The following is an 18395-nucleotide window of genomic DNA, read 5'->3' on the forward strand; positions in this document are numbered from 1 at the left end:
GAGATGTCTCGTGGGCTCGGAGATGTGTATAAGAGACAGCAGGAGGCCCGGGCGCCCCGCCCCCGCCCCGAGCCGACCCCGAGGTCGCACGACTCGCCGCCGCCCCAACGTCGAGGTTCCACAATTCGCGCACCTCGACTGCCGAGAGCAGCGCATTGCGGAACCTCGACGGACAGCGGGCGGCACGTCGTGCGACCCCGGTGCGACCGCCGAGGTGACCCCGCGCGGACCATGCCCGAGCGAGCACGGCCCCATCAGAGCACCCTGACCCGCGTCATGTCGGAGCTCGAGGTCGCACAACACGCCGTGACCCGATCGCTGAGGTTCCACAATTCGCGCATCCCGAGCGCCGAGAGCAGCACATTGCGGAACCTCGACGGACAGCGCGCGGCGCGTCGTGCGACCGACCGCGCCGGAGCGAGGAACGAGCGGAGCAGAGCTCACGCAGAGGGAGTGGAGCCTAGGAGATTCGAACTCCTGACATCTGCCTTGCAAAGGCAGCGCTCTACCAACTGAGCTAAGGCCCCGGAGCGACCGGACCGGTCGCGACGCCGAGACTTCCGACGCGGGAGTTGAGTTGTGGTGGGGCTACAAGGACTTGAACCTTGGACCTCTTCGTTATCAGCGAAGCGCTCTAACCGCCTGAGCTATAGCCCCTCAGACCGGATGAAAGCCTACCCCACGATCACGCTGGAGCGAAATCGAGGCGTTGGGCGCCACCCGGACCGGGTCAGTTGTTGGTGAAGCCCACGAGCACGCCGCCCGTGATCCGCACGCTGAGGTTGTACAGGACGCTGACGATCGCGCCCAGCACGGTCCCGACCACGACGTTGAGGATGCCGACGACGACCGAGAAGCCGAGGACCTGGCCCAGCGAGAACTGGTCCATGATCGAGTAGCTGTTCTGCCCCGTGACGTCCTTCAGCAGGCTGTCGATCTGCTCGAACACCCCGGTCTGGTTCAGGATGATCCACACCAGCGCCGTGGCCACGACGATCACGATCGAGCCGGCCAGGGCGATGAGGAAGGAGAGCTTCACCATCGACCAGAAGTCGACGTAGACCAGACGGAGTCGCACCTGACGAGTGCCGACGGGCCGCTTCGCCTTCCGCTGGAGCTTCTCGGCGACACTACTCATTGCTTGACTCGTCCTCTCCGGCCTCGGCAGGCTCGGCGTCGGTGGGCAGTGCGTCCGCGGAGACTTCCTCCACGAGCTCTGCGTCGGCGGCGTCGGCGACCGCGTCGTCCGGGCTGACGGTCTCGACCGGGCCGGCGGGCTCGATCTCGGCGTCCTCCTGGTCGTCCAGGTTCCGCTCACTGTTCCGGGCCACGGCGATGATCCGGTCGTTCTCCGCGAACCTCGCGAAGACGACCCCCATCGTGTCGCGTCCCTTGGCGGGGACCTCGGCCACGGCAGACCTTACCACCTTGCCCGATTGCAGCACGACGAGCACCTCGTCGTCCGCACCGACGATGAGCGCACCGACCAGGTCGCCGCGATCGGCGGCCAGACGGGCGACCTTGATGCCGAGTCCGCCGCGTCCCTGGATGCGGTACTGGTCGACGGACGTGCGCTTGGCGTAGCCGCCCTCGGTCATCACCCAGACGAAACCGTCGTCCGAGACGACCGAGGCCGAGAGCAGTGTGTCGTCACCGCGGAAGGACATGCCCTTCACGCCGGACGTCGACCGACCCATCGGCCGGAGTGTGTCGTTCGTGGCGGTGAAGCGGAGCGACATGCCGTGCCGGGACACGAGCAGCAGGTCGTCGTGCTCGTCGACGAGCAGCGCCGAGCGGAGCTTGTCGCCCTCGCGCAGGTTGATCGCGATGATGCCGCCGGTGCGGTTCGTGTCGTACTCGGTGAGCGCGGTCTTCTTCACGAGACCCTGCTCGGTGGCGAGGACGAGGTACTGCGCCGCCTCGTAGTCGCGGATGTCGAGCACCTGCTGGATCTGCTCGTCCGGCTGCATGGCGAGGAGGTTCGCCGAGTGCTGGCCCTTGGCGTCCCGCCCGGCCTCCTGCAGCTCGTACGCCTTCGCCCGGTAGACGCGACCCTGGTCGGTGAGGAACAGCAACCAGTGGTGGGTCGTCGTGACGAAGAAGTGCTCGACGACGTCGTCCGCGCGGAGCTGGGCGCCGCGGACACCACGGCCACCGCGGTGCTGCGAGCGGTACTGGTCGCTCCGCGTGCGCTTGACGTACCCGCCGCGGGTGATGGTGACGACGACCTCTTCCTCGGGGATCAGGTCTTCCATGCTCATGTCGCCGTCGAAGCCGAGCATGATCTCGGTCCGACGGTCGTCACCGAAGCGGTCGACGATCTCGGTGAGTTCGTCGATGATGATCGAGCGCTGGCGCTCCGGGCGGGCGAGGATGTCCTCGAAGTCGGCGATCTTGAGCTCGAGCGCCTCGGCCTCCTCGTGGATCTTCTGACGCTCGAGTGCGGCCAGACGACGCAGCTGGAGTTCGAGGATCGCGCGGGCCTGGATCTCGTCGACGGACAGCAGCTCCATCAGGCCGTTGCGGGCCTCCTCGACGTCGGGCGACCGACGGATGAGGGCGATGACCTCGTCGAGGGCATCGAGCGCCGCGAGGTACCCGCGCAGGATGTGCGCTCGCTTCTCGGCCTCGCGCAGGCGGAACCGGGTCCGCCGGACGATGACCTCGATCTGGTGGTCGACCCAGGCGGAGATGAACCCGTCGAGCGCCAGGGTGCGGGGCACGCCGTCGACGATCGCGAGCATGTTCGCGCCGAAGTTCTCCTGCAGCTGCGTGTGCTTGTACAGGTTGTTGAGCACGACCTTGGCGACCGCGTCACGCTTCAGCACGATGACCAGGCGCTGCCCGGTGCGGCCGGAGGTCTCGTCACGGATGTCGGCGACACCGGCGAGACGGCCGTCCTTGACGAGCTCGGCGATCTTGATCGCAAGGTTGTCGGGGTTGACCTGGTACGGCAGCTCGGTGACGACGAGGCAGGTGCGGCCCTGGATCTCCTCGACGTTGACGACCGCCCGCATCGTGATCGATCCGCGACCGGTCCGGTAGGCGTCGACGATGCCCCGGGTGCCGAGGATCTGCGCGCCGGTCGGGAAGTCGGGACCCTTGATGCGCTGCATGAGCGCCTCGAGGAGTTCCTCGCGCGAGGCGTCCGGGTGCTCGAGCGCCCACACCGCGCCGGCGGCGACCTCGCGCAGGTTGTGCGGCGGGATGTTCGTGGCCATACCGACCGCGATGCCGACCGAGCCGTTGACGAGCAGGTTCGGGAAGCGCGACGGCAGGATAGACGGCTCCTGCGTGCGACCGTCGTAGTTGTCCTGGAAGTCGACGGTCTCTTCCTCGATGTCCCGCACCATCTCGAGCGCGAGCGGGGCCATCTTGGTCTCGGTGTACCGCGGGGCCGCGGCGCCGTCGTTGCCCGGGGACCCGAAGTTGCCCTGACCGAGCGCGAGCGGGTACCGGAGCGACCATGGCTGCACCAGTCGGACGAGTGCGTCGTAGATGGCGCTGTCACCGTGCGGGTGGAACTGGCCCATCACGTCGCCGACCACGCGTGAGCACTTCGAGAAGGCCCGGTCCGGTCGGTAGCCGCCGTCGTACATCGCGTAGATCACGCGGCGGTGCACGGGCTTCAGGCCGTCGCGGACCTCCGGCAGGGCGCGTCCGACGATGACGGACATCGCGTAGTCGAGGTACGAGCGCTGCATCTCGAGCTGCAGGTCGACCTGCGAGATGCGGTCACCGGAGACGACGATGTCCCCGCTCGAGCCGTGCACGATCTCGGGCTCGTCGGCGCCGTTCTCGTTGTCGTCAGCCATGTGCTTGCGTTGCCTTCCTTGACAGCCTGGAGGCTCGTCGTCCGTTGGTCACGCCGGGCGCGACCACGAGGTGTCGGGACGGGTCGACGCGGCGTCCGCCGCGCCTCCCGGCCTAGATGTCCAAGAAGCGGACGTCCTTCGCGTTCTGCTGGATGAACTGGCGACGGGACTCGACGTCCTCGCCCATCAGCGTCGCGAAGACACTGTCCACCGCGGCGGCGTCCTCGAGCGTGACCTGCAGGAGCGTGCGGGTGTCCGGGTTCATCGTGGTGTCCCAGAGCTCCTTGTAGTCCATCTCGCCGAGGCCCTTGTAGCGCTGGATCCCGTTGTCCTTCGGGATGCGCTTGCCGGCGGCGATGCCGGACTGCAGCATCGCGTCGCGCTCCCGGTCGCTGAACACGTACTGGTCCGCGGCGTTCGACCACTTCAGGCGGTACAGCGGCGGCTGCGCGAGGTACACGTAGCCGCGCTCGATGAGCGGACGCATGTAGCGGAAGAGGAGCGTGAGCAGCAGCGTGGTGATGTGCTGGCCGTCGACGTCGGCATCGGCCATCAGCACGATCTTGTGGTACCGGGCCTTGTCGGGGTCGAAGTCCTCGCCGATGCCGGCACCGAACGCCGTGATCATCGACTGGATCTCCTGGTTGGCGAGGGCTCGGTCCAGGCGGGCCTTCTCGACGTTGAGGATCTTGCCGCGCAGCGGCAGGATCGCCTGCGTCATCGGGTTCCGACCCTGCACGGCGGAACCGCCGGCGGAGTCACCCTCGACCATGAAGATCTCCGACAGCGTCGGGTCCTTCGACTGGCAGTCCTTGAGCTTGCCCGGCATGCCGCCGGACTCCAAGAGGCCCTTGCGGCGGGTGGTCTCGCGGGCCTTGCGGGCGGCGAGACGCGCCTGCGAGGCCTGGATCGCCTTGCGGACCACGTCGCGCGCCTGCGACGGGTTGCTCTCGAACCAGTGCACGAGTTCCGTGCCGACCACGCGCTGGACGAAGGACTTCGCCTCGGTGTTGCCGAGCTTGGTCTTCGTCTGGCCCTCGAACTGCGGTTCGCCGAGCTTCACGGAGATGACGGCGGTCAGGCCCTCGCGGATGTCGTCACCCGTCAGGTTGTCGTCCTTCTCCTTGATGATCTTCGTCTCGCGCGCGTAGCGGTTCACGAGGGTCGTCAGCGCAGCGCGGAAGCCCTCCTCGTGCGTGCCGCCCTCGTGCGTGTTGATCGTGTTCGCGAAGGTGTGGACGCTCTCCTGGTACGAGGTGTTCCACTGCATCGCGACCTCGAGCGCGATCTTGCGCTCCGGGTCCTCGGCCTCGAACCCGATGACGTCGGGGTGCACGAGGTCGGCCTTCTTCTGCGCGTTGAGGTACTCGACGTAGTCGGCGAGACCGCGCTCGTAGCGGAAGGAGTCCTTGCGCGCCTCTTCGCCCTCGGCCGGCGTCCGCTCGTCCACGAGGGTGATGCGCAGGCCCTTGTTGAGGAAGGCCATCTGCTGGAACCGGGTACGGAGGGTCTCGTAGTCGAACTCCACCGACTCGAAGATCTCGGCGTTCGGCCAGAACGTGATGGTCGTGCCCGTCACGTCCGAGGCCTCGTCCTGCGAGAGCGGCGCGACCGGCACCCCGTCCGTGTAGCTCTGCCGCCAGACGTGGCCCTGCCGACGGACCTCGACGTCGAGTTCGCTGGACAGGGCGTTGACGACGGAGGACCCGACACCGTGCAGACCACCGGAGACGGCGTACCCGCCACCGCCGAACTTGCCGCCGGCGTGTAGGACGGTCAGGACGAGCTGGACGGTCGAGATGCCCTCGTTGGGGTGGATGTCGACCGGGATGCCACGGCCGTTGTCGACCACGCGGACGCCACCGTCTTCGCGGATGGTGACGTCGATCGTGTCGCAGTACCCGGCCAGGGCTTCGTCGACGGAGTTGTCGACGATCTCCTGCACCAGGTGGTGGAGACCACGCGGACCGGTCGACCCGATGTACATGCCCGGGCGCTTCCGGACGGCCTCGAGCCCCTCGAGCACCTGGATCTGGTCTGCGCCGTACGATGGTTCGCTCTGCGGGGCCTGCGGCTGGGCCTCGTCGTTCTGCGGGTCTCGCTGGTCGTCGTCAGATTCAGATGTCATGTCGGGAGTGCTCCTGCCTGCGCGCGGAACACCCGCACACTGCACGTCCCAGTCTACCGCAGGCAGGGCTCCGTCCGGGGGCCGTACGCCTCGCAGAGCGACGAATCTCAGACGGATGGATGATTTCGTCTGGTCAGCCGTAGGTATCGCGGGGGCCGCGCCCCTGGACCGACCTGAGGCCGCGTTTCCATGTGGGGGCGTCCGGGCCGGAAACCCGGATCGACTCGACGCCCGCCGCGGGGTACCGCTGGGCGATGGTCGTCGTGACGGTCCCGCGCATGAGTCGGAGTTGCGTCGCCCACGCCGTCGAGTCGCACCGGATGACGAGTGCACCGTCCTCGATCGTCACCGGCGTGGAGTGCTTCGCGAGCTCGTCACCGACGACGCTCGGCCAGTCGACGAACAGTTCCGAGCGGGCCAGTGGCTCCGTCCATCCGAGCTCGGCGGTCAGCGCACCCATCACGTCGCCGAGGCCGGTGGGCTCCCGTCCCTTCCCATACGGCACCGAGTCCGGGTCCTGTCCGGCGGCCCGGCGCCGACGCGCGTCGACCCCCCGCTTCGACGGGTCGCCGAACACGGCCTTGAAGTGCTGGTACACCCGCGAGGGCTCGGCCGGTCTCCAGGGCTTCGGCATCAGGGTGCCGTCCGGTCCACGGTGTCGGCCGACCGGGCGGGGTCGGCCGGAGCGGGATCGGCCGGAGCGGCGTCGGCCGGAGCGGCGTCGGCCGGAGCGGCGTCGGTCGGGGTGGGATCGGCCGGAGCGACGTCGGTCGCCTCCGGCACCTCCGGACGGGAGGCCCGACCCGCGTCGTCCGCGTCCCGCACGATCGCGCCCGCTTCGATCCGCACGGTGTGCGCCGCGAGCTGACCGGGCACGTCGCCGTGCACGGCGGCCGTGATGAGCACCTGCTCGTAGTCGGCGACCGCCCCGGCCAGGCGCTCCCGCCGTGACTCGTCGAGCTCCGCGAACACGTCGTCGAGGATGATGATCGGGTCGCCGAGGGATGACTCGGCACGCAGGATCGTCGCCGACGCCAGCTGCACCGCGAGCGCGAACGACCAGGACTCCCCGTGACTGGCGTACCCGCGGGCCGGTAACCCGTTCAGCTCGAAGAGCACGTCGTCCCGATGAGGTCCGGTGAGCGTCAGGCCGCGGTCCAGTTCGTCCCGCCGACGGCGCTCGAGCGCCACGCGGAACGCCTCTGCCGCCGACGCGGTCGTGACCGGTTCCTCGGGCGTCCCGAGGACCGGGTCGGTGGCCGCCGCGTCCTCCGGATCAGCACCCCGCACGCTGAGGACGCCGGCGATCGACGCCTGGTGCCGCTCGCCCGCGACCGTCGCGTACGACTCGGTGACGAACGGGGCGAGCCGGCGGGTGAGGTGGTCGCGGGCGGCGATGATCTCGGCGCCGAACGCCACGAGCCGGTCGTCCCAGACGTCGAGCGTCGAGAGCGCCCCGGCCTTCGCCCCGGTCGCGCGGGCCGACTTCAGCAGGGTGTTCCGCTGGCGGAGCGTGCGGTCGTAGTCGGCGAGCACGCCCTGCATGCGCGGGGCGATCTGGACGAGGAGCTCGTCGATCATCCGCCGGCGCCCCGATGGCTCGCCGCGCACGAGTGCCAGGTCCTCGGGGGCGAAGAGCACGCTGGTGCAGTAGCGCGGGAGCTCGCGGGGCTTGATCGCGGACCGGTTCACCTGCGCCCGGTTCGACCCCGTCCGGTTGATCTGCACCTCGGCGAGGATGCTGCGGTCCTCGTGCGCGAGCCGTGCCCGGACGACCGCCGAGTCACATCCCTGTCGCACGAGCGCCGCGTCGGTGGGGACGCGGTGCGACCCGAGGGTCGAGAGGTACCCGATCGACTCGACCAGGTTCGTCTTGCCCTGGCCGTTCCGACCGACGAACAGGTTCGGCCCGCGTGCGAAGTCGACGTCCGCCTCCCGGTAGTTCCGGAAGTCGGAGAGTTGCAGATGGTCGACGTGCACGCGGGCCGAAACGAGTCGAGGGGGTTACCCCGACCGGCTACGCCTTCTTGACGGCGTGGCCGCCGAACTGGTTGCGGAGTGCCGCGACGGCCTTCATCGTCGGGGACGCGCTGCCCTGACGCGAGACGAAGCGCGCGAAGATGGACGCCGAGATCGCCGGCATCGGCACCGCGTGCTCGATGGCCTCTTCCAGGGTCCACCGGCCCTCGCCGGAGTCCTCCACGTAGCCCTCGATGGCGTCGAGCTTCGGGTCCTCGTTCAGCGCGAGGACCATCAGGTCGAGCAGCCAGGAGCGGACGACGGTGCCGCGCTGCCATCCGGCGAACACGGCGGGGACGTCCTTGATGATGTCCTTCGCCTCGAGGAGCTCGTAGCCCTCGCCGTACGCCTGCATGATCGCGTACTCGATGCCGTTGTGGACCATCTTCGCGTAGTGGCCCGCGCCGATGCCGCCGGCGTGCGAGAAGCCCTCTTCGCGCGGGCCCTCGGGGCGCAGTGCGTCGAAGACGGGCATCGCGAACTCGACGTCCTCGGCAGCACCGCCGACCATGAGGCCGTAGCCGTTGTCCTTGCCCCAGACACCGCCGGAGACGCCGACGTCCATGTAGCGGATGCCCTTGGCAGCCAGCTGCTCGGCGTGGACGGTGTCGTCGAGCCACTTCGAGTTGCCACCGTCGATGACGAGGTCGCCTTCGCTGAGCACGCCGGCCAGGTCGGTGATCACGTCGTCGGTGATCTTGCCGTGCGGGACCATGACCCACACGAGACGCTTGCTGTCGGTGAGGGCTTCTGCCAGGGCGCCGAGGTCGGCGACGTCCGAGACGGCGGGGTTGGCGTCGTACCCGACGACGTCGATCCCTGCGTTGCGCAGACGCGCACGCATGTTGTTGCCCATCTTCCCGAGGCCGACAAGACCGATCTGCATGATTTCCTCTTCTTCGTCGATGTCGCGCTGATGCTGGTGTCCACGCGTCAGCGCTGGATGGCTGTTGCGGCTAGCGCAGCAGCAGGTTGGGCTGCAACAGGTACCGGTACCCGTCCGTGGCAGCTTCCTCTCGCGAGGACTGCCCGGTGATCAGGACCGGTCCGGGCTTGTTCGGGTTCTCCGTCTTCGTGAAGGAGATCCGGACGAACTCGGAGTGCACCGCATTCAACCCGTCCAGGAGGAAGGCCGGTTTCAGGGAGACCACCGTTTCCTCACCGGTCAGCAACGCATCGATCGACTCTGACGCCTGCGCTTGTTCGGAACCGATCGCCTCGAGCGTGAGCCCGTCGACCGAGAAGGAGAAGCGGAGCGCGGCTTCGCGCTCCAGCACGAGGGAGACCCGTCGGACGGCCTCGACCAGTTCCGCGGTGTTGATCACCGCGTGGTCCTGGACCGTGTCGGGGAACAGTCGGCGGACCGGCGGGTAGTTGCCCTTGATGAGCAGCGACGTCACGGTCTTGTCGTCGGCCTGGAAGGCGATGAGCTCACGGTCGGAGCCACCGCTGATCGACACCGAGACGGTGGTGGCCGAGCCGAAGGTGCGGCCGACCTCCTGCAGGGTGCGGGCCGGGACGAGTGCGTGCAGCGTCGGCGCCGGCTCGGCGTCTCCGCCGGGACGGCCCGAGTCCCACTGGATGGTCCGGACGGCGACGCGGTAGCGGTCGGTCGCGATGAGCGAGACGTCGCTCTCGCCGACCTCGAGCTGGACGCCGGTGATGACCGGGGTCACGTCGTCGCGGCTGGCGGCGACGGCCACCTGCGACACGGCTTCGGAGAACGAGTCGCCGGGGATGACACCGGTCTGCGGACCGATCTCCGGCAGCGTCGGGTACTCCTCCACCGGCATGGACAGCAGCGTGAAGTGCGCGGATCCGCAGGTGACGGTGATGCGGGAGTCCTCCGTGGAGAACGTGACCGGGGCGTTCGGCAGCCGGCTCGCGATGTCGTTCAGCAGCCGGCCGGAGACGAGCACCGTGCCGGGGTCGTCGATCTGAGCGGCGATCGACGTCTGTGCCGAGACCTCGTAGTCGAACGACGAGAGCGTCAGACGATCACCGTCGGCGTGGATGAGCACACCGGACAGGATCGGGAGGGTCGTGCGCTGTGGGAGGAGCTTCACCGCGAAGGAGACGGCTTCGGAGAAGACGTCCCGGTTGACCTCGAACTTCACAGCGTGGACCCCTGTCGATCGGTTGACTGTCCGGCCGCCCCATTGTGGCACAGCGGCGGCAGACCGCCGATCCGTGTCATCCGCCGTCCCCAGGGGTTGGCCCAGGGAGAGGGAGAGAGAAGAGAGGAGTAATGGTCTTAACGCCTGTGCACACTGTGGACAACTCTGGGGATGCCGCTCGGCGACAGGGAACTACAACCGTGTCACTTGTTGGCGGCGTGTGGGCGGCCTATGGATGAGGGGAAGTCATCTATCCACTTCCATCCCCAGTTTCCACAGACACCCCACCAGCTGTGAACAACGGAGCGGCGTGTCCTCCACAGTTATCCACAGGCTTTCCACACTGTGGGGAATCCGCCGCATGGAACCGTCTCAGATGGTGGACGCACGCAGAAGGAGGCCGATCCCGGGTCTGGGACGGGCCTCTCCCCACCGGCACGGCCTGCCCGCCGCTTCGCGTCGGTCAGGGACCGGCGGCGTGGGCCCTGGACGGGGGGTGGCAGCGGGATGCTCGCTACCGGTAGCGGCGGTCCTGCTTGATCCGACTGGTCAGTTCCGTGACCTGGTTGTAGATCGAGCGCCGCTCCTTCATGAGCTCGGCGATCTTCTTGTTCGCGTACATGACCGTCGTGTGGTCGCGGTTGCCGAACAGCTGGCCGATCTTCGGCAGCGACAGGCTCGTCAGCTCACGGCACAGGTACATCGCGATCTGTCGTGCGGTGGCGATCGCCTGCGACCGGGACGAGCCGTAGAGGTCGTCGACCGAGAGCTTGAAGTACTCCGCGGTGTGGTTGATGATGTCCGTCGGCGCGATGACGTTGTCCTCGTCCAGGGTGATCAGGTCCTTGAGGACCGTCTGCACCAGCGCCATGTCGACGGCCGTCCGGTTGAGGCTCGCGAACGCGGTCACCCGGATCAGGGTCCCCTCGAGCTCCCGGATGTTGCTCGAGACCTTCGACGCGATGAACTCCATGATGTCGTCCGGCACCTGCAGGTGGTCGGACTGCGCCTTCTTGCGGAGGATCGCGATGCGGGTCTCGAGGTCCGGCGCCTGCACGTCGGTGATGAGACCCCACTCGAAGCGACTGCGCATCCGGTCCTCGAAGCCGGTGAGGTGCTTCGGGGCGACGTCCGACGTGATCACGACCTGCTTGTTGTGGTCGTGCAGCGTGTTGAACGTGTGGAAGAAGGCCTCCTGCGTGGAGTCCTTCCCCTGCAGGAACTGGATGTCGTCGATGAGCAGGATGTCGATGTCGCGGTACCGCTGCTGGAACTGGTTCGAGCGGTTGTTCGCGATCGAGTTGATGAAGTCGTTGGTGAACTCCTCGCTCGACACGTACCGGACGCGGATGCCCGGGTACAGGCTCTCCGCGTAGTGGCCGATCGCGTGGAGCAGGTGGGTCTTGCCGAGACCCGAGTCGCCGTAGATGAAGAGCGGGTTGTACGCCTTCGCCGGCGCTTCCGCGACCGCGACCGCGGCTGCGTGGGCGAACCGGTTCGAGGCACCGATCACGAAGTTGTCGAAGTTGTACTTCGGGTTGAGCCGGGACTCGGGGCGCCCGCTGGTGCCCGGGGAGTCGACCTGGCTCGGGACGAACGGCGCCTCGATGTACTGCCGAGGAGCGGCGCTCTGCTGCACCTGCTCCTGGACCGGTTCGGCGTAGGACGGCACCGCGACGGCGTCGACCCGGGGCTCGGAGGCCATGTCGGGGTTCACCGTGATCGCGAAGTTCGCCACCGAGTCGTCTCCGATCCGGGAGACCGCTTCGGTGATGGGGACCCGGATGCGCTGCTCGAGCATCCCGCGGGTGAGGTCGTTCGGCACTTCCAGGTAGAGCGTGCCGGCCAGCACGCCCTTGGGCTCGACGAGGTTGAGGAAGCCGTGGAGCTGCGGGGTGATCCGGTCGTCGTCGGACAGGATGCCGAGCACTGACGACCAGAGGTCCTCGACGGGGTCGGCCGGCGTCATGTCGCGCTCGTCTCCTGGTCTCGTTGCTCGGTTGCGGCTTCGGGTGTGGTCTCTCGCCCGTCGGGACGGGCGGTGGCGGCGACCGACCGACGACACGCGGGTGCGGGCGGAACCGCTCCCGCGTTCCGCGGACGGCTGGTGCGGTGGTGCGGGCGCTGGTCCGACGACGAGCTTCCCACAGGGTTGTCCACAGTGTCCTCCCCGGCTGGTCCACCGGAGACGAGTGAGGTACTCCCCCGCAGTACCGGGCATCCGGCCGTGCAGTGCCACAACTGTACGGGACCGCACCGTGTCCCACCGAACGGGAGTTGTCCCCAGTGTGGAGAACCCGGAGGCGTCACCGTGGGAGCGCGGACGGGGACGGGGACGTTTGACCTCCCAGCCGTCGTCACGTACCGTTGTCCAGTTGACTGCGGCCGTTCGGTCGCGCCATCCGCGTCAACCAATGCATACGTGACGGCTCGCCGCGAGCAGCCGTGTGGAGATCATCATGAGCAAGCGCACCTTCCAGCCGAACAACCGCCGCCGCGCCAAGAAGCACGGCTTCCGCGCCCGCATGCGCACCCGTGCCGGCCGCGCCATCCTCGCCGCACGCCGCGGCAAGGGGCGCACCGAGCTCTCCGCCTGATCCGCGGGGTCCTCGCCGTGTTGGCCCGAGCCAACCGCATCGTCCGAGGCGACGACTACCGATCGACCGTGCGTCGTGGCCGCAGGAGCGCCACGGCGCACGTCGTCGTGTCGGTGGTCCGTCGCCTCGATGACGACGGCGGTCCCACCAGGTTCGGGTTCATCGTGGCGAAGACCGTCGGGAACGCGGTCACGCGCAACCTCGTGCGTCGCCGGCTGAAGGCGATCGCACACGGTCTGCTGCCGAGCGCTCCGCTCGGGTACGACGTCGTGGTGCGCGCACTGCCAGCCGCCGCGCAGGCCGGATGGCCTACCCTGCTCGGAGACATCACGCGTGCCTTCGCGCGGGGTGTGGAGAAGGCAGCATGAACCGGTTCCTCTGGGTCGTCGCGTTGCTCCCGCGCAACGCGTGCGTCGTCGTGCTCCGGGCCTACCGAGCGGTGATCTCGCCGCTCTACGGCAACGTGTGCCGGTACCACCCCTCGTGCTCCCGGTACGCACTCGAGGCGATCCAGCAGTACGGGGTCGTCCGCGGTTCGGCCATGGGAGCGTGGCGGATCGCACGGTGCAACCCCTGGGCCGCCGGTGGGATCGACGACGTCCGGGAACGTCGCCGCCCCTTCAACGTCAGTCGGTTCGGGTTCGTGCTCGCACCGAGCCCGCAGCAACAGCAGGACCCGGTCGGCATGATCCGCCCGGTGCTGCTCCCCCAGCGCACTCGAAAGGCGTGACCTCCTCATGGAGATCCTGAACACTCTCCTCTGGCCGCTCAAGTGGGTGGTGTCCGCGATTCTCGTCGGGTTCCACTGGCTCTTCGAGACCATGGGGATGGACCCGTCCGCGGGCATCACGTGGGTCCTGTCGATCATCTTCCTGACCTTCGTGGTCCGGGCCGCGCTCATCCCGATCTTCGTGCGGCAGATCAAGTCGCAGCGACGGATGCTCGAGGTCGCGCCGCAGCTGAAGAAGATCCAGGACAAGTACAAGGGCAAGAAGGACCAGTTCTCGCGCGAGGCGATGTCCCGCGAGACGATGGCGCTGTACAAGGAGACGGGGACGAACCCGCTGAGCTCCTGCCTGCCGCTGCTCATCCAGATGCCGATCTTCTTCTCGCTGTACTCCGTGCTGCACGAGGCGCAGATCAACAAGGCCGGCATCGGTCTGCTCACGAACGAGCTGGCGGCGGACTTCGGCAACGCTGCACTCTTCGGTGCACCGCTGCACGAGACCTTCACGAACGCGTCGGGCTGGGAAGTCCGGATCATCGCGGGCGCCATGATCGTCGTGATGACGGCATCGCAGTTCATCACGCAGCTGCAGCTCGTCGCCAAGAACATGTCGCCGGAGACCAAGGAGTCTCCGATGTACCGCCAGCAGAAGATGATGCTGTACATCCTGCCGCTGGTCTTCGTCATCTCCGGCCTGTCGTTCCCGCTGGGCGTCATGTTCTACTGGCTCGCCTCGAACATCTGGACGATGGCCCAGCAGTACTTCGTGATCCGCAGCATGCCGACGCCGGGGTCGGAGGCGGCCCTGGCGCGCGAGGCGCGTCTCGCCAAGAAGGCCCAGCGCCGCGGCACCCCGGCCACTGCCGGCGTCCTGACCGAGGCCGGTACGGGCGCCTCGGTGGCCGAGGTCGAGGCACGTGTCACCACCCAGCGCCAGCAGCCGGTCGGCAAGTCGCGCGCGAAGAAGAACGGGAAGAGCAAGTGACCGAGCAGGACACCACGGCCGTCGTCGACGCGACCGAGGACGAGCAGGTGCTCGGCCAGTCGAGCGAGCAGGGCGGCGACGACGAGAGCCGCGACGAGGCGGACATCGCCGCCGACTACATCGAAGAGCTGCTCGACATCTGCGACCTCGACGGGGACATCGAGATCGAGGAGCGCGCTGGACGTGTCTACCTGACGGTCTCGGACGACGGTGAGGCGCTGCGCGTCCTCGCGAAGCCCGACACCGTGTCCGCCCTGCAGGAACTCACGCGGATCGCTGTCCAGGCCGAGACCGGCGAGTTCAGTCGTCTGATCCTCGACATCGGGGGCTCCCGCGACGCTCGGGCGACCGAGCTCCAGCGGCTGGTCGACACCGCGATCGAGCGCATCGAAGCGGGATCGACGACTGCGGCGCTGCCGCCGATGTCGTCGTACGAGCGGAAGCTCGTCCACGACCTGGTCTCCGAGAAGGGCTTCCACTCGGAGTCCGAGGGCGAGGGTCGGGACCGTCACACGGTCATCACCCGATGACGGAAGCGGGCTCCGCTGACGCTCCGGTCCTCGAGACCGAGCCGGCGGTCGCAGCGACGCTGTTCGGAGACCGCCTCGAGGTCGCCCGGTCCTTCACGAACGAGCTGGCGCGTCGTGGCGAGGAACTCGGGCTCATCGGTCCCCTTGAGCTCCCGCGACTGTGGACGCGACACATCCTCAATTCTGCGCTCCTGGCTCCGCTCCTGCAGAAGGGCGGAACGGTCGGCGATGTGGGATCGGGTGCGGGCCTGCCCGGCCTCGTGCTGGCGATCGCACGACCGGATGTCTCCATGACGCTGATCGAGCCGATGGAGCGCCGCGTGGAGTGGTTGCGAGGCGAGGCGGAACGGCTCGGTCTCGAGAACGTGGCGGTCGTCCGAGCCCGGGCCGAGGACGTCGCAGACGAGTTGGTGCTCGACCAGGTCACGGCCCGAGCCGTCAGTGCGCTGTCGAAGCTGATCCCCCTGACCGTGCCCCTGGTCCGGTCCGGTGGGCAGCTCATCCTCATGAAGGGTGCGCGCGTCGACGACGAGGTCGCCGCAGCCCGGAAGGTCATCCTCCGCAAGCGCCTCGAAGACGTCGAGGTGCTCGAGCTCGGAGTCGGAGTGGTCGAAGAGACCACCCGCGTCTTCCGGGCTACAGTTGACTGACGCTCCCGGTCCGGTCTGACCGGGGATCCGCGCCCTGCGCCGGACGAGGCGTTCGGGTCGCGGCCCATGTTCCACGTGAAACACCGACCGGGGAAGAGGCACTCGTTGAGTTCATCGACCGACTACGACGCTTCGACGCCCCTGGCGCGTGAGATCGCTGACCTGAACCGACGGCGCCGGGCGATCGCGACGCAGCAGTTCCCGCTTCCGGACAAGACCCGCGTGTTCACGGTGTCGAACCAAAAAGGTGGGGTCGGGAAGACCACGACGACGGTCAACCTCGCTGCGGCCCTCGCGCACGGCGGAGCTCGGGTGCTCGTGATCGACCTCGACCCACAGGGCAACGCGTCGACCGCACTCGGGATCGACCACCAGGCCGAGGTCGCGAGCATCTACGACGTGATCGTCGACGAGGCACCGATGGCGGACACGGTCCAGCGGTCCCCCGAGTCCGAAACCCTCTGGTGCGTGCCGGCCACCATCCACCTTGCCGGCGCCGAGATCGAACTCGTTTCCTTGGTAGCTCGAGAACAGCGTCTGCGGACCGCTCTCGACCAGTACCTCGCTTCCGTCGACGAGCCGTACCACTACGTGTTCATCGACTGCCCGCCGTCGCTCGGGCTGCTGACGATCAACGCCTTCGTGGCAGCGAAGGAGGTGTTGATCCCGATCCAGTGCGAGTACTACGCGCTCGAGGGGCTCAGCCAGCTCCTTCGCAACATCGAGCTCATCGAGCGTCACCTCAACCCGAACCTCGCGGTGTCGACGATCCTGCTCACCATGTACGACGGTCGGACGAACCTGGCCAACCAGGTGGCCAACGACGTCCGGACGCACTTCGGCGATCAGGTCCTGCAGGCGATGATCCCCCGTTCGGTCCGCGTCAGCGAGGCACCGAGCTACGGACAGAGTGTCGTGTCCTACGACGTCAACTCCAGCGGGTCACTTTCCTACCTGGAGGCTGCTGCCGAGATCGCAGAACGAGGAGCGAAGCACTGATGGCACCCAAGCGAACCGGACTCGGGCGCGGCATCGGCGCCCTGATCCCCACCGCCAACGAGCAAGAGCGTCCCGTCGACGTGTTCTTTCCGACCGGAGGCACCTCCGCCGCCGATGCGAATGCCGCCTCGGGACAGTCGGCAACGGCGGAGGAGCTCCTCGCGGTTCCCGGAGCTCGTCTCGCCAACCTCAACCCGTTGGACATCGTCCCGAACGCGCAGCAGCCCCGCAAGGAGTTCCGTGAAGAGGAACTCCAGGAGCTGATCCACTCCATCCGGGAGATCGGACTCCTGCAGCCGATCGTCGTCCGCCCGATCACCGGTGCAGCTGGCACCGAGCCGCAGTACGAGCTGATCATGGGTGAGCGCCGTCTTCGTGCGACGAAGGAGCTCGGGCTCGCCACGATCCCGGCGATCGTCAAGGACACCCCCGACGACGCGATGCTCCGCGATGCGTTGCTCGAGAACCTCCACCGCGCTCAGCTCAATCCGCTCGAGGAGGCTTCGGCCTACCAGCAGCTGCTCGCCGACTTCGGCATCACGCAGGAGCAGCTCGGGCAGCGGATCGGGCGCTCCCGCCCCCAGATCACGAACACGATTCGTCTGCTGCGCTTGCCCTCCCCCGTACAGCGGCGCGTGGCCGCCGGTGTACTTTCGGCCGGGCACGCACGCGCGATCCTCGCAGCGCCGGACGCGGAGGCGATGGAGTACCTCGCCGAGAAGATCGTGAACGAGGACCTTTCCGTGCGGGCAGCGGAAGCCATTGCTCAGCAGATGTCGACGAAGGCGCCGGCGAAGACGCCGTCGCAGCCGTCGAAGCGGCAGGTGCACTTCAACGACATGGCTGAGCGACTGGGCGACCGGTTGAACACCCGCGTGAAGATCGCGGTCGGTGCCCGGAAGGGATCCGTGACGATCGACTTCGCGACCGCCGACGACCTCAACCGCATCCTCGGCGAGCTCGGGATCGAGGACCTCGCTGGCTGACGGCCGCCGCCAGTCGCTTCTCCGTCGGATCCCAGGAGCACGCCTCCCCTGAGCGCTGTGTGGCGCCCTGAGCGGCGAGGAGCGCTACTGCTGGTCCGGAAGGACGTGTTCGTCCTTCTCGGGCCGCAGAAGGGGCGTCAGACGCCGTCAGGAGCGTCTTGCGCTCATCCGGCCTCTGCACACGGGGGAATGGCGCCGCTAGGATCGCGCCAGGCCGTCGCAACGTCCAACTGGCGGTTGGCTCGCCGGGCAGGTGAGCGGCCGACGATCGGCGGTCGATACCGGTGCGTAGTGTGACCCCGCCGCCAATCTGCTCGGCCAGCTCTCGCTCCAGGACGACAACCCTGCCCCCGACGGTCGGAAGCCGAGACCTGGTCCTGCGGCTGATGGTTCACGCGCCCGGGATATCGGTCGTCGCTGGTCGGTGATCCTCTTCGGTACTCGGCGGCCACGGAGGAGCGACTGCGCTCGTCACGGGTGGTCAGACCGCGCGTCTCTTCTTCCGGCGTCCTACTGTCGTGCCCGGAGCGTGAGGCGCTCCGCCAATGACCAGGCGACGCCTTTGCCCCGCGGCTACTCGGCGGAGCGGCGACGAGAGCGCCCATGAGGCGAGCCCGATCGACACGGCGGAGACGTTGCTCCTCGATGTTGCGGCGACCTGCATCGAACCGAGGTCGCGGGGGTTGCATGCATGCTTGCGGTGCTCGCCGCACGCCTCAGGAGACGGTGGACGTGGAGGTTCCACGTGGAACATGTGAGCCAAGGCTGCTTCGTGTGGCGCTGCGGTCGCCCGGAGCGAGTCAGGACACGGTGCCAGGCGCCTCGCCGTCGAGCGGGTCAAT

Annotated in this window: 16 protein-coding genes and 2 tRNA genes; 8 read left to right on the plus strand and 10 right to left on the minus strand. The window is 68.0% G+C overall.

What is annotated here, in order from left to right; translation table 11 throughout:
- Positions 1-454 precede the first annotated feature (454 nt).
- From DEJ32_RS14935 to dnaA, 10 genes are all read right to left on the minus strand, one after another.
- Positions 455-527 (minus strand) — tRNA-Ala (locus DEJ32_RS14935).
- A gap of 53 nt (positions 528-580) precedes the next feature.
- Positions 581-657, minus strand: a tRNA-Ile gene (locus DEJ32_RS14940).
- Positions 658-730: 73 nt separating this feature from the next.
- Positions 731-1138, minus strand: coding sequence for a DUF3566 domain-containing protein (locus DEJ32_RS14945; protein WP_110825768.1), 408 nt, complete (start codon positions 1136-1138; stop codon positions 731-733).
- Positions 1131-3815: a DNA gyrase subunit A gene (gene gyrA / locus DEJ32_RS14950; protein WP_181420705.1), complete on the minus strand. Its 2685-nt coding sequence runs from the start codon at positions 3813-3815 to the stop codon at positions 1131-1133. The genes DEJ32_RS14945 and gyrA overlap by 8 nt, the downstream gene beginning before the upstream one ends.
- A gap of 112 nt (positions 3816-3927) precedes the next feature.
- Positions 3928-5943, minus strand: a complete 2016-nt coding sequence (gyrB, locus tag DEJ32_RS14955) for a DNA topoisomerase (ATP-hydrolyzing) subunit B (RefSeq protein WP_110825769.1) — start codon at positions 5941-5943, stop codon at positions 3928-3930.
- 133 nt (positions 5944-6076) lie between these two features.
- A complete protein-coding gene (locus DEJ32_RS14960) occupies positions 6077-6577 on the minus strand; it encodes a DUF721 domain-containing protein (protein ID WP_110825770.1) in 501 nt (166 codons plus the stop codon).
- Positions 6577-7923: a DNA replication/repair protein RecF gene (gene recF, locus DEJ32_RS14965; protein WP_110901862.1), complete on the minus strand. Its 1347-nt coding sequence runs from the start codon at positions 7921-7923 to the stop codon at positions 6577-6579. The genes DEJ32_RS14960 and recF overlap by 1 nt, the downstream gene beginning before the upstream one ends.
- 37 nt (positions 7924-7960) lie before the next feature.
- The gene (gnd, locus tag DEJ32_RS14970; protein WP_110901863.1) at positions 7961-8848 is read right to left on the minus strand and encodes a phosphogluconate dehydrogenase (NAD(+)-dependent, decarboxylating); all 888 of its coding nucleotides are present in this window, start codon (positions 8846-8848) and stop codon (positions 7961-7963) included.
- A 70-nt stretch (positions 8849-8918) separates the two neighbouring features.
- Positions 8919-10079: a DNA polymerase III subunit beta gene (dnaN, locus tag DEJ32_RS14975; RefSeq protein WP_110825773.1), complete on the minus strand. Its 1161-nt coding sequence runs from the start codon at positions 10077-10079 to the stop codon at positions 8919-8921.
- Between the two features lie 514 nt (positions 10080-10593).
- Entirely contained in the window at positions 10594-12048 is a 1455-nt protein-coding gene (dnaA, locus tag DEJ32_RS14980) for a chromosomal replication initiator protein DnaA (protein ID WP_110889427.1), read from the minus strand.
- A 490-nt stretch (positions 12049-12538) separates the two neighbouring features.
- Here dnaA and rpmH point away from each other — a divergent pair, with 490 nt between their 5' ends.
- The 8 genes from rpmH to DEJ32_RS15020 all read left to right on the plus strand — a co-directional run bounded on the left by rpmH (position 12539) and on the right by DEJ32_RS15020 (position 17553).
- Positions 12539-12676, plus strand: a complete 138-nt coding sequence (gene rpmH, locus DEJ32_RS14985) for a 50S ribosomal protein L34 (RefSeq protein ID WP_043595303.1) — start codon at positions 12539-12541, stop codon at positions 12674-12676.
- A 17-nt stretch (positions 12677-12693) separates the two neighbouring features.
- Positions 12694-13044, plus strand: coding sequence for a ribonuclease P protein component (gene rnpA, locus DEJ32_RS14990; protein ID WP_110889426.1), 351 nt, complete (start codon positions 12694-12696; stop codon positions 13042-13044).
- Positions 13041-13406, plus strand: a complete 366-nt coding sequence (gene yidD / locus DEJ32_RS14995; protein WP_110825776.1) for a membrane protein insertion efficiency factor YidD — start codon at positions 13041-13043, stop codon at positions 13404-13406. The genes rnpA and yidD overlap by 4 nt, the downstream gene beginning before the upstream one ends.
- 7 nt (positions 13407-13413) lie before the next feature.
- On the plus strand, positions 13414-14388 hold the full coding sequence (gene yidC, locus DEJ32_RS15000) for a membrane protein insertase YidC (RefSeq protein ID WP_110825777.1): 975 nt from the start codon (positions 13414-13416) through the stop codon (positions 14386-14388).
- Between the two features lie 47 nt (positions 14389-14435).
- Positions 14436-14918 (plus strand): R3H domain-containing nucleic acid-binding protein, encoded by a 483-nt coding sequence (locus tag DEJ32_RS15005; RefSeq protein ID WP_110825818.1) that lies wholly within the window; start codon positions 14436-14438, stop codon positions 14916-14918.
- Entirely contained in the window at positions 14915-15568 is a 654-nt protein-coding gene (rsmG, locus tag DEJ32_RS15010; RefSeq protein ID WP_110901864.1) for a 16S rRNA (guanine(527)-N(7))-methyltransferase RsmG, read from the plus strand. The genes DEJ32_RS15005 and rsmG overlap by 4 nt, the downstream gene beginning before the upstream one ends.
- Before the next feature lie 66 nt (positions 15569-15634).
- Complete coding sequence (locus DEJ32_RS15015) at positions 15635-16567, plus strand: ParA family protein (protein ID WP_110901865.1); 933 nt, start codon at positions 15635-15637, stop codon at positions 16565-16567.
- The gene (locus DEJ32_RS15020) at positions 16567-17553 is read left to right on the plus strand and encodes a ParB/RepB/Spo0J family partition protein (protein ID WP_110901866.1); all 987 of its coding nucleotides are present in this window, start codon (positions 16567-16569) and stop codon (positions 17551-17553) included. The genes DEJ32_RS15015 and DEJ32_RS15020 overlap by 1 nt, the downstream gene beginning before the upstream one ends.
- Positions 17554-18395: the final 842 nt, after the last annotated feature.

This window comes from Curtobacterium sp. MCPF17_046 (assembly GCF_003224295.1).
In the GTDB taxonomy this organism is placed as follows: Bacteria; Actinomycetota; Actinomycetes; order Actinomycetales; family Microbacteriaceae; genus Curtobacterium.

Bases quoted from the DNA above. Each gene is read 5' to 3' on its own strand.
- DEJ32_RS14945 (WP_110825768.1), bottom strand. From the start codon at position 1,138: ATGAGTAGTGTCGCCGAGAAGCTCCAGCGGAAGGCGAAGCGGCCCGTC.
- gyrA (WP_181420705.1), bottom strand. From the start codon at position 3,815: ATGGCTGACGACAACGAGAACGGCGCCGACGAGCCCGAGATCGTGCAC.
- gyrB (WP_110825769.1), bottom strand. From the start codon at position 5,943: ATGACATCTGAATCTGACGACGACCAGCGAGACCCGCAGAACGACGAG.
- DEJ32_RS14960 (WP_110825770.1), bottom strand. From the start codon at position 6,577: ATGCCGAAGCCCTGGAGACCGGCCGAGCCCTCGCGGGTGTACCAGCAC.
- gnd (WP_110901863.1), bottom strand. From the start codon at position 8,848: ATGCAGATCGGTCTTGTCGGCCTCGGGAAGATGGGCAACAACATGCGT.
- dnaA (WP_110889427.1), bottom strand. From the start codon at position 12,048: ATGACGCCGGCCGACCCCGTCGAGGACCTCTGGTCGTCAGTGCTCGGC.
- rpmH (WP_043595303.1), top strand. From the start codon at position 12,539: ATGAGCAAGCGCACCTTCCAGCCGAACAACCGCCGCCGCGCCAAGAAG.
- yidD (WP_110825776.1), top strand. From the start codon at position 13,041: ATGAACCGGTTCCTCTGGGTCGTCGCGTTGCTCCCGCGCAACGCGTGC.
- yidC (WP_110825777.1), top strand. From the start codon at position 13,414: ATGGAGATCCTGAACACTCTCCTCTGGCCGCTCAAGTGGGTGGTGTCC.
- rsmG (WP_110901864.1), top strand. From the start codon at position 14,915: ATGACGGAAGCGGGCTCCGCTGACGCTCCGGTCCTCGAGACCGAGCCG.
- DEJ32_RS15015 (WP_110901865.1), top strand. From the start codon at position 15,635: ATGTTCCACGTGAAACACCGACCGGGGAAGAGGCACTCGTTGAGTTCA.
- DEJ32_RS15020 (WP_110901866.1), top strand. From the start codon at position 16,567: ATGGCACCCAAGCGAACCGGACTCGGGCGCGGCATCGGCGCCCTGATC.